We start from the raw sequence: 9,530 nt of genomic DNA on the forward strand, positions 1-9,530 counted from the left end.
GTGCATAATCAATTGCTTGCTGTTTAAATTCAGCACTAAAACGTTTGGCCATTTCTTGGATCTCCAAAGTTAACGTTACGTTATCTTTAGAGGGAAGTACTGTCCATTATTTTGGCTAGGATCAGTATTATCAAAATTAGAGAAAAACCAATAAATATCATTTTCGGCGATTATTTGCTCAAAAAATCAAAGTTTTTCATAATTTCTACATATTTTATAAAATTGGTATAGATATTGTATGTATCTAGGCGGTTTTAGCGGTTTTAATCCAACCTAGAGGAAATGATGATGGCACAGCCACAAGTGAACTTACAAAAATCAATTTTAAATACTCCCTTGACTCGACGCTCTATTTTGATTGGGGGAATGACCTTGCCTGCGGTATCCATGCTTACGGGCTGTGGTGGCGGCGGAGGTGGTGGTGAGGTTGAGTCGGATGTGGTGATACCGATTGCACCGTTTGACCCAGATACAACACCGCAAATTCCAGATCAAGGCGAAAAGACTGAGCCCGAACAAGGTACTGAGCCGATCATTAGTCCAGATGCGGTGAAAATGAATGTGGGGATCTATAACTTTGAATATAATTCTTTTGTGCAATTACGTGCACGTCGCAAAGTAAGTAAAGGTACAGCAGGTTCAGTTTTGGTGACCAATAAAGATGGTACTGAAACGGCTTGGGAAAGTATCGTAGATTATGTCAAGCGCTCGGTCGATCATCGTTTTGTATTGTTGTACCGAGGGATGTTGACTGCTTTTGCTGAGCGCCCACCACAAGACTATGATGTCACCTTTTTTACTGCTCCAGAATTTTATTGGAATGTGCCTTGGACTGATTTTTTGAATACGGATGAAGTCTTGGTAGTTGCAGATTTATTTTTAGAACTCGTCACACAGAAAGTCCGTAGTTTGATTGCTAAGTTTCCTGAATGTGATTATGGAAAACTGGTACTTCTCCCAGGAACTATCGCAGTGTTAAAGCCATCAGTAAATATTTTTAACAAAGATGGTAGTGATGCCAGCACCGATAAAAATCCAATATTAGAAGCAACGAACCATTTGGTATGTGTGCATAATCTGTCTTTAAATGATGAGCATCAGCGCCCTGCATATATGGTTTGGCCAAAACGCACTGTGTCTTGGATTGACTTCATTGGTGATAGAAGATGTGATCGAGGGGATGAACTTGGTAATAATGCCAGTAATCCTGATCTGGAGAACTATGCACATGTTTGTACTTTAAATGGAGAGGAAAAGCTGGTGGTAAAAATCCAGCGAGTTTCGTCTGATAAAGTTCAAGCCTTTGATGATTATGGTCGTCAATTATTGGACACCACATTTAATAATGAACTAATTGAAGGCTTGCCATTTGGGATAAATATTTGTTTGGACTACGCAGTTGCCAGTACGACTACAGATAAGTATCGCATGGCACAGCTAAAAAATACCGAGTTTAAATTGGATTTTGTAATCTCTGCTGGTATTCGTCTTAATGCAAAAAACTATCAAGATGCTTCAACGGTACAGTACGCCATTCATAATGATGGTATTCAAGGTAGTAATCAAAACCCAAATCAAGTCAAATATGAGTATTTTAGTAATGTTTCGCAAATTTTTTATGATAAGCGAATAGGGGCACCATACCTTCTGTCATTACCTGCACTTGGAACGACCGCTGATGGCTCAAGACAATCTACAACGATGATTTCAGTTGATAACAGCACAGATTTTACTTATCCAGAACGTTATTCAGGGATGCCATCAATTACTGATGAGATTAATTCAGCCAATGTTCGGGTTTGGAGTTTGCCTGTTGATGTGACTGACACCTTGAAGACGCAAGAAACAGTCACTGCAATGAAGTCTGAAAACTGTGAAGCGGCTGTTGCATAAATTTGCTTGATTCGTTTTGGGAATTTATAAGATGCGTGGTTGAGCTCAGTTTTTGATCTCAACCACAGTGGGGTAACACCGTTTCAGTTATTGTTCTGGTGGTTATTCTAGTCGCTGTGGTGAAAGTATATTTTGTAAATTATCTAAATAGTTTTGACGAAGTGAAAGTTTGCACTGCGATCGTGTGATTGAGCTGGATTTAGTCAATTTTGATGTATTCATTAAATCATTGCACATCATTCTTTCATAATTTTCATATTTAGATTGAATGCTTTTTTTATTTATGTGAGGTTTTTTATTATCTAATATTTTATTTATTTTATTTATTTTATTATTAATATCTTCCAATTCTTTTTGCGTACAATCTACTGCAAGGTTGAATCCTTGTTTGTGGTCTGATATGCACCTTTCATATGCTTTTGAATATCCTTCTGATTGATTGTTTTTCGGAGGGTTTTGGCTGTCTATAATACTGCTTTTAGTAGTCGTGTACTTTGTGTTGTGTGATATGCCACTATCGCTTGCCTTTGCACAACTTAATGATAATAAAGCAAATAATAAGGTGGTAAGTATTGTATTGTTCATGCGTTGATCCTCGATTGTATACAGCTAAAGCTGTAGTTAAGCTCAATAAGCATCAGTTACTATATGTTTTAGATAAAGACTTGTAAAATAAAAGTGTGAATTAATTTTCCTGATAATGGTTGATTAAAATTTGACGACACAATAATTTATTTTTAATTTTTTATTTATTTTTAAGTTCTTTGGTGTAGTATTTATTTTAAGTTATTTTTTTGTTTAGGTGAGGGTTGTGAAATGGCAGGTCTATCAATTTGGCATATTTTATTGTTCTTGATTATTGTTGTTTTGCTTTTTGGTACATCGAAGCTCAAAGGGCTGGGTCGTGACCTAGGTGGTGCGGTTAAGGATTTTAAAGATTCAGTAAAAAATGAAGATCAAGATCAAAAACTACTTGCCGAAGATACTTCGGTGATTGATGTGTCTAGTCATACCGTTCGAGATGCGTCACATACGCAAAAGTAATTTTCATCATTTGGCATAAAGGTGGTTTAACCAATGTTAGATATGGGATTTAGTGAAATCTTACTGTTTGGTATTGTCGCTATTGTGGTGCTTGGTCCTGACAAGTTACCACAAGCAATGCGTACAGTAGGGCGATGGTATGGAAAAGCTCGACGCTTAATGCATAGCGTGCAGCACGATATTGAGAAGGAGCTCAATCTGCTCGAGATGAAAGAACAAGTTCAGCGTGAACTTGATCAAATCCGTGCAGTAGAACGAGATATGCAACAGCAGTTGGTTGAAATGAGAAAGAGTGCTGAAGATATTGCGAGTACAAAAGCGCAACAAGGGCAAAGTAATCCAGCTGCTCAACAACCTGCACAAAGTATAGGAGAGTAGATGATGGCTTCTTCACAAACTCAACAAAGTGATCAGCCGTTGCAGTCTATGCCATTGATGTCGCATGTGATTGAACTGCGTAAATACTTGATGCGGATATTGATTGCGGTTTTTGCCGCATTCTTTAGCATGATTCCATTTGCCAATGACTTGTATGAAGTGCTTTCAAAGCCTTTGCGTTTACAGCTTCCTGCAGATGCGACCATGATTGCCACGGATATTACCACGACATTTATGGCACCATTTAAGCTCAGCTTTTTTATCGCAGTAATCGTGGTGATGCCATACATTCTGTACCAGATTTGGCTTTTCATCACGCCAGCTTTGTATAAGCAAGAAAAACGTATTGCAGTACCATTGCTCGTATCAAGTATTGTATTATTTTATGTTGGTATCTCGTTTGCGTACTTTATAACTTTACCTGCAGTGTTGGCATTTTTCTTACATGCAGCACCCGAGGCAGTTGCACCAATGACTGATATTAATAGCTATCTGAGTTTTTGCTTGAAATTATTTTTGGTCTTTGGGGTAACTTTTGAAGTGCCTGTAGCGACATTATTATTGATTTTGGTGAACTTAGTTTCCGTGGAAACACTGACTCGAAATCGACGTTATGTGATTGTTGGCTGTTTCTTTGTTTCGATGTTTATTACGCCACCAGACGCTCTTAGTATGGTAATGTTGGCGATTCCGATGTGGCTACTTTTTGAGATTGGGTTGATGTTTGGGCGTTTTATCGAAAAGTCCAAAACGCCACAAACTGCTTAATTGTAAGTCAAAGTATGAGTGGTAGAACTAGTAAGCTAGTTGTGCCATTCATGGCTGAATTTCTATTGTTTAGGCTCTGTATAAAGTTTTGCATGATGATTTTAAAGTACAGGAAGTACTTGGCAAAACAAAAATTCTAAAACTAAGCCAATCAGAAAAATAATAGGTTCTGCGACTAAATGTGTCGTTCAAAAAACTATTTTAATCTGGTAATAAGTCTTTGGGGCTAATTTGTAAAACCTGTGCGATTTGATACAGCTTATCTACTGTCAGATTGACTTCTCCACGTTCGATACGCCCTAAATAGCTACGATCTATTTCACATTTTAAAGCTAATGATTCTTGAGTAATGCTTGATTCGGTTCTTTTCTGACGAATAATTTTCCCAATCTTTACTGCTAACGCTGTCATTTTTACTGGAAAGTATAAAAAACAGTAATATCAGTAATTGAGGACTATAAATCCACGGACTATAATCCTCTTTTATTTGCTGGGCAGTCCATTATGAAAAATTCCGTACATCTACCTTTTTACAATGAGTTTATGGACATCTTTACAAATTATGAAATTAAAAATTGGCAGGCTAAACATTTTTGGGAAAAAATGATCATTGGTAAAAAATCTAAAACTAAACAACATCGGCGACTGATGTATGTGGGATTGCGAGTTTTAGTAAGGTGCAAGTACTTAGAAGTAGATGTATCAGAATCTACATCATGAACCGTACCGGGTTTGTCGGAGACTCAGTATTCTGAGAGAATGTTCCGATGACCAAATTAAAATATACCCCTGAAATCAGAGAAAGAGCGGTTCAATTATTGATTGAATCTGAAAAAGACTATCCATCTAATTGGGCTGCGATCACAGCTATTGCGCCTAAGATTGGTTGTACTCCTGAAACACTTCGTGCTTGGCATCAAAAGCATTTAGATGAGCAAAATCCTATCAAAGTACAACAGATCTCTGATCAAGAAAAAATGAAGCAAATGGAACGTGAAATCAAAGAATTAAAGCGTGCCAATGAAATTCTGCGTAAAGCAGCCGCTTTTTTCGCCCAGGCGGAGCTCGACCGCCCACACAAATAATGGTGGATTTCATCCATAACAATAAGGCGTTATATGGTGTTGAGGCGATTTGTAGGATTTTACCGATCTCAGCTTCTACCTATTATCGAACACTAGATATTGCTGAAAACCCAGAACATCGAGCAAAGCGAGATCTACATGATTTGCATCATGCTGAACAAATTAAACGAATTTGGAAAGAAAGTTCAGGTCGATATGGTGTACGTAAAGTTTGGCAACAACTGAAACGTGAAGGTTATGTTATTGCACGCTGTACTGTTGCTCGATTAATGAAAAAGCTAGGTATACAAGGTGTTTGGCGAGGTAAGAACAAACAAACCACCCGTAGCCGAGATGACCAAAAACGAGCAGATGATTTAGTGAAACGTAATTTTACTGCTGATCATCCTGACCAACTGTGGGTCAGTGACTTTACGTATATTCAAACTCATTCAGGCTGGGTCTATACCGCCTTTATTATTGATGTGTTCTCACGAGCAATTGTTGGCTGGAAAGTATCTACACGAATGAATACAGATATAGTGCTCGATGCATTAGAGCAAGCATTGCATGATCGAGGCATGCCAAAGAATGTGATTCATCATTCCGACAGAGGTGTGCAATATCTTTCCATTCGTTATACCCATCGTTTAGAAGCAGCAAATTTACGAGCATCAGTCGGTACGACTGGTGATTCATACGATAATGCTTTGGCTGAAACGGTGAATGGCTTATACAAAACAGAGGTGATTGAATATCTAAAAGCAGATTGGCAAGGTTTAGCAGATGTACAACTTGCGACACTAAACTGGGTAGATTGGTTCAATAAAAAGCGTGTACACAGTGCACTGGGTTATGTATCGCCTTTTGAGTTTGAAGCAATGTACTATGATAAGATTAACCCGTTAGGTCAGGTGGCCTAACTTAAATAAAAAGGTCTCCGGCAAACCCGGTATGGTTCATTTTTTATCTATTTAGATTTCTATATTTCTATATAGATAAGTAGTTATAAATCCATATAATTATATAACTATATTGCGTAGTAGCTCAGTAGGTAGAGCAGCGGACTGTTAATCCGTTGGTCACTGGTTCGAGCCCATTCTAGGCAGCCATTCAACCGTGCCTGATGAGACTTTATTAGTCAAAACATTTATTAATGTCGCGCGGAGTTGCCCATGCAGGGGAATAACTGGCAACCAGTCAATCTAACCTTAAGCAAGCCGATAGTTTGTTTAGGGCGTGGATGATCAACGGATTGATATGCAGATCACATCTTGCCCTGCACCATTATTTAGTAAGACTCAAAATGACACCAAACGAAAGAACACCGATGGCTAAATTCTTTGATTTGCTGGCGTATGAGCGAAAAGGTGCTTCTGTTACTCACAAAATGGATAAAGATGAAACAAACGAATCTATTCACATCCAAGTAAGTTGCGGTTTTGCTAAATATGAAAAGAACGGTCAACATTATGTTTTTAAGTTTAATCATCAAAAACAAGAAATTGATCAAGATTGTTTTGAAGTCTTAAAAGAAAAATTCACATATAAACATTAAAAATTAATGGCTTAAAATATCTGTAGATTTCTATATATCTACATTTCTACATAGAAATTTCATTTCTAATTTAGATAGGGATAGTTTCATTTTGAAATATTCGCTATTGCAAATTATGCGTAAAAGCATAAAATAAACGATGCAAACTTAGAAATTTCTGGGTCGACCGATAGAAATTTATTATCAATATGCGTTTATGCATAAGTGAATCAATAAGGTTGCAGCCTTCTGGATTTACTAAACAACCGACTATTTAAGCGGTTTATTAAAGCTATAAAGCGAAATGGCACAAATTTATATTTGTAAGCCATCTCTTAACAACAGTCTCCTCATGGAGAAAAGTTATGAACAAGATGAGTAACCAAAACGTAAACCCTGCAATTGTTGAACTTGTTCGCATGGGTGAAGGCTTCGGTGGTACAAAAATCACTGGCAGCACACCTGAAGAAACAAGACGCAACCTTCGCAGAGCCTTTCAAGCGGCCAAGGAACGCACGAAAAGGGATGCCACAACCTGATCAACAACTCGAAAGAAAATACATCTCCCACGCAGAATTGCACGACCTATTCTTCGTAATCAGTCAACATATAGGCTTCACTATTGAAGACATTGAGGATTACGAAGAAGACATCTTTAACCTAATCGAGCTTTGGCGAGAGCAAGGTTACATCGATATATACATAGAAGATAGCGATAGACGCTACGGTAGAATCAAAAACATGGCTTCTGTACGAAATTCTGTTCCATACTATCTAAATATGTATCACGCCCGCGTTGTTAAAGGCGAGTACGATCCTTTACTTGTTATAACTTTTGAAGATACTGACCAAGTACATCCCGATGGTCACGAAATGAAAGTGGCAAGTATTCGCTTTATGGCTATTCATGATGATTTATTTGGTGAACAAGATCCAAGAGTAAAATTCAATGATGCTGCCATGAAGCAAATTCGAAAGAAAATTGATGCCTATAGAAAACAAGGCGATCAATACAATGAAGAAAAGAAAGGCTCGCAATAAGCTAGCCTTTTATTTTAAATGAACCAAGTTAACCCCACTCCCATCGCAATCATTGTTGATCCTGTAAAACCTACAACACAATACCAAGCCTGTTTAATTCGCGTGACCACCATCTCCTGCATATACAGACTACTGGTTGAGTGCGATACCGACGGGCTATGTAAATACTTACTCAGGGCAACACCGCGGTAGACAGATAACGCTACCAGCACCATTCCAACAATCATGATCAACATAAGTCACCTCATTTGTTCAATTTGATTAGTAGCGACAATTCCAAAAATACAAAAGGCATATTTATAATTTTAAGCATTTAGTAGTTTGTTGATCTGTTTAACGCCATTGCTTTGTTTCTTAATTCTGTTACCTGCAATATCAACCTTAAAAGTTAATTTCTCAAGTGCAGTTGTGAGGCTGAAATATATTTCACGTTCTTCATCGGTTAGAGTTTCAATAAAAGCCTCTTCTGGAGACATTGAGGCAAGTCTCATCTTATGCATAGATGCATTTACCAAAGCCTCAGATGCTTTCAATGAAAGTCGGCTTAATCTTGCCGCCTTATTTCTCTCGTTATGCGTCTTAACCATTAGTGCTATAACAAACAAGGCAACTAAAACAATAAATACAGTAAGCATGTATTAGAGACTCATTTAAGACATATGCCCATTATAGTAACCCCAAATAGCTTAAAAACAGGCAAAATTTGTTAAAAATCAGGCTAATCAACAACATAAGTCCACAAGCCAACAACAAACACAGAAATTCAATTATAGGCATTTGATTTTTAAGGAATTTTTCCAAATTAATACTTAGGCATTTTCCTTCAGGCAATTAAAGCTGATTTTGGTGTGAATTAATCGTTTTTATAACTCTACTCTATTTCGCTTTTTTAGAGCGTTTTAAGCAACTTTAAGCGCAAGATATAAAAGCAATCATCTTAAGTTCTAAAATGCGAAATACGCGAAACCGTGAAGAAATACGATAGCATTTATGTCGGTTTGAAAGATACATGAGAAGAATCTCTAAAAACCCAAGTGAACCGCGCCTACATTTCCGAGAATAAGTAATATAAGAATGTTCTAAGAAGATATATTTATATATTCGAAAACTCTCGGAATACCCAAGTACACCCAAGTCTCGGTAAGCGTAGAGATATAGATGCGCGGCTTAATAAAATCCTCAAACGTATAAGAAGTGATAGAGATAAAAACAAATATTGGCAAACACTTATACACCAATACTTATAGAAATATAGAAATCCATATAGATATATAGTTCGAGTAAATATACAAGCAATCTATCTATATAGAAATGTAGAAAACTATCAATATAAAAAGCCAATCAGATAGAGATAAAAAGCATGTATAACTATCTATTAATGTAGAAATCTATATAGATAGATAACAATAATACTATACGGATAGGCATAGGTAAGCGTAGATAGAGATAGATCAGTAATAAAGAAAATAGCTAATTATTTATCTATATAGATATGTAGATAGTGACACAGGTATAAGGATAGAGATAGAGGATAATACACATGTAGTAGAAAGATAAGATGGCAAAAGAAAGGCGAACGGAGTGAGCCAAAGAATTGTGTGTTTCAATCAATCGTCTACCTAGCCATTCCTTTGACCAACAGGAAATATAAAAATCAAAACTTCGGGCGACATTCTTATTGAGCCTGTAAATTATTTTGTGTAAGTTCCATTTTTTATAAATGATCTTTTAATCGATCATCGAACTGAATCGTAAACCAATTCATTGCTAAACGCCAATTTTGAATTGGCATCGTCCATTTCTTC

Annotated in this window: 12 protein-coding genes, 1 tRNA gene and 1 other annotated feature; of the genes, 9 read left to right on the plus strand and 4 right to left on the minus strand. The window is 37.0% G+C overall.

The genetic code is table 11. The annotated features are described in order from the left end of the window. Positions 1-285: 285 nt before the first annotated feature. Positions 286-1,893 carry a hypothetical protein gene (locus MSG95_RS18325; RefSeq protein WP_004832976.1) on the plus strand — a complete coding sequence of 536 codons (1,608 nt, stop codon included), beginning with the start codon at positions 286-288 and terminating at the stop codon, positions 1,891-1,893. 102 nt (positions 1,894-1,995) lie between these two features. Here the strand turns inward: MSG95_RS18325 and MSG95_RS18330 are convergent, their stop codons facing one another. Further along, positions 1,996-2,478 carry a hypothetical protein gene (locus tag MSG95_RS18330; protein WP_004740156.1) on the minus strand — a complete coding sequence of 161 codons (483 nt, stop codon included), beginning with the start codon at positions 2,476-2,478 and terminating at the stop codon, positions 1,996-1,998. Positions 2,479-2,709: 231 nt separating this feature from the next. Here MSG95_RS18330 and tatA point away from each other — a divergent pair, with 231 nt between their 5' ends. The 3 genes from tatA to tatC are packed head-to-tail and all read left to right on the plus strand — an operon-like array spanning position 2,710 to position 4,083. Continuing rightward, positions 2,710-2,937 (plus strand): Sec-independent protein translocase subunit TatA, encoded by a 228-nt coding sequence (tatA, locus tag MSG95_RS18335; protein ID WP_002123495.1) that lies wholly within the window; start codon positions 2,710-2,712, stop codon positions 2,935-2,937. A gap of 33 nt (positions 2,938-2,970) precedes the next feature. Next, positions 2,971-3,315 (plus strand): Sec-independent protein translocase protein TatB, encoded by a 345-nt coding sequence (gene tatB / locus MSG95_RS18340; RefSeq protein WP_002123497.1) that lies wholly within the window; start codon positions 2,971-2,973, stop codon positions 3,313-3,315. Continuing rightward, positions 3,316-4,083, plus strand: coding sequence for a twin-arginine translocase subunit TatC (gene tatC, locus MSG95_RS18345; RefSeq protein WP_002123494.1), 768 nt, complete (start codon positions 3,316-3,318; stop codon positions 4,081-4,083). Positions 4,084-4,284: 201 nt separating this feature from the next. Here the strand turns inward: tatC and MSG95_RS18350 are convergent, their stop codons facing one another. Further along, positions 4,285-4,494, minus strand: a complete 210-nt coding sequence (locus tag MSG95_RS18350; RefSeq protein WP_002123499.1) for a helix-turn-helix domain-containing protein — start codon at positions 4,492-4,494, stop codon at positions 4,285-4,287. Positions 4,495-4,850: 356 nt separating this feature from the next. On the opposite strand from MSG95_RS18350, the gene MSG95_RS18355 reads away from it, so the two are divergent. From MSG95_RS18355 to MSG95_RS18375, 5 genes are all read left to right on the plus strand, one after another. Further along, a protein-coding gene (locus tag MSG95_RS18355) for an IS3 family transposase (protein ID WP_109850681.1) occupies positions 4,851-6,070 on the plus strand; the annotation gives its coding sequence in 2 pieces (ribosomal slippage) (positions 4,851-5,127 and positions 5,127-6,070; 1,221 coding nt in all). Continuing rightward, positions 5,126-5,242, plus strand: a sequence feature (AL1L pseudoknot). (Overlaps the previous gene by 117 nt.) 113 nt (positions 6,071-6,183) lie before the next feature. Beyond that, positions 6,184-6,259: transfer RNA gene (locus MSG95_RS18360), tRNA-Asn, on the plus strand. Positions 6,260-6,453: 194 nt separating this feature from the next. Further along, positions 6,454-6,705 carry a hypothetical protein gene (locus MSG95_RS18365; protein ID WP_004832969.1) on the plus strand — a complete coding sequence of 84 codons (252 nt, stop codon included), beginning with the start codon at positions 6,454-6,456 and terminating at the stop codon, positions 6,703-6,705. A 353-nt stretch (positions 6,706-7,058) separates the two neighbouring features. Further along, positions 7,059-7,223, plus strand: coding sequence for a hypothetical protein (locus MSG95_RS18370; RefSeq protein WP_162467028.1), 165 nt, complete (start codon positions 7,059-7,061; stop codon positions 7,221-7,223). Continuing rightward, entirely contained in the window at positions 7,210-7,725 is a 516-nt protein-coding gene (locus MSG95_RS18375) for a hypothetical protein (protein WP_002123634.1), read from the plus strand. The genes MSG95_RS18370 and MSG95_RS18375 overlap by 14 nt, the downstream gene beginning before the upstream one ends. A 14-nt stretch (positions 7,726-7,739) precedes the next feature. On the opposite strand, the gene MSG95_RS18380 is transcribed toward MSG95_RS18375, so the two are convergent. Both MSG95_RS18380 and MSG95_RS18385 read right to left on the minus strand, forming a co-directional pair. After that, entirely contained in the window at positions 7,740-7,961 is a 222-nt protein-coding gene (locus tag MSG95_RS18380; RefSeq protein WP_004832966.1) for a hypothetical protein, read from the minus strand. A gap of 69 nt (positions 7,962-8,030) precedes the next feature. Then, positions 8,031-8,360, minus strand: coding sequence for a hypothetical protein (locus tag MSG95_RS18385; protein WP_002123631.1), 330 nt, complete (start codon positions 8,358-8,360; stop codon positions 8,031-8,033). Positions 8,361-9,530 lie beyond the last annotated feature (1,170 nt).

This window comes from Acinetobacter sp. IK23, from assembly GCF_035615275.1.
GTDB lineage: Bacteria > Pseudomonadota > Gammaproteobacteria > Pseudomonadales > Moraxellaceae > Acinetobacter > Acinetobacter seifertii.

Excerpts from the sequence above, each read along its gene's own strand:
- MSG95_RS18325 (WP_004832976.1), top strand. The coding sequence starts at position 286 with ATGATGGCACAGCCACAAGTGAACTTACAAAAATCAATTTTAAATACT.
- MSG95_RS18330 (WP_004740156.1), bottom strand. The coding sequence starts at position 2,478 with ATGAACAATACAATACTTACCACCTTATTATTTGCTTTATTATCATTA.
- tatA (WP_002123495.1), top strand. The coding sequence starts at position 2,710 with ATGGCAGGTCTATCAATTTGGCATATTTTATTGTTCTTGATTATTGTT.
- tatB (WP_002123497.1), top strand. The coding sequence starts at position 2,971 with ATGTTAGATATGGGATTTAGTGAAATCTTACTGTTTGGTATTGTCGCT.
- tatC (WP_002123494.1), top strand. The coding sequence starts at position 3,316 with ATGATGGCTTCTTCACAAACTCAACAAAGTGATCAGCCGTTGCAGTCT.
- MSG95_RS18350 (WP_002123499.1), bottom strand. The coding sequence starts at position 4,494 with ATGACAGCGTTAGCAGTAAAGATTGGGAAAATTATTCGTCAGAAAAGA.
- MSG95_RS18365 (WP_004832969.1), top strand. The coding sequence starts at position 6,454 with ATGACACCAAACGAAAGAACACCGATGGCTAAATTCTTTGATTTGCTG.
- MSG95_RS18370 (WP_162467028.1), top strand. The coding sequence starts at position 7,059 with ATGAGTAACCAAAACGTAAACCCTGCAATTGTTGAACTTGTTCGCATG.
- MSG95_RS18375 (WP_002123634.1), top strand. The coding sequence starts at position 7,210 with ATGCCACAACCTGATCAACAACTCGAAAGAAAATACATCTCCCACGCA.
- MSG95_RS18380 (WP_004832966.1), bottom strand. The coding sequence starts at position 7,961 with ATGTTGATCATGATTGTTGGAATGGTGCTGGTAGCGTTATCTGTCTAC.
- MSG95_RS18385 (WP_002123631.1), bottom strand. The coding sequence starts at position 8,360 with ATGCTTACTGTATTTATTGTTTTAGTTGCCTTGTTTGTTATAGCACTA.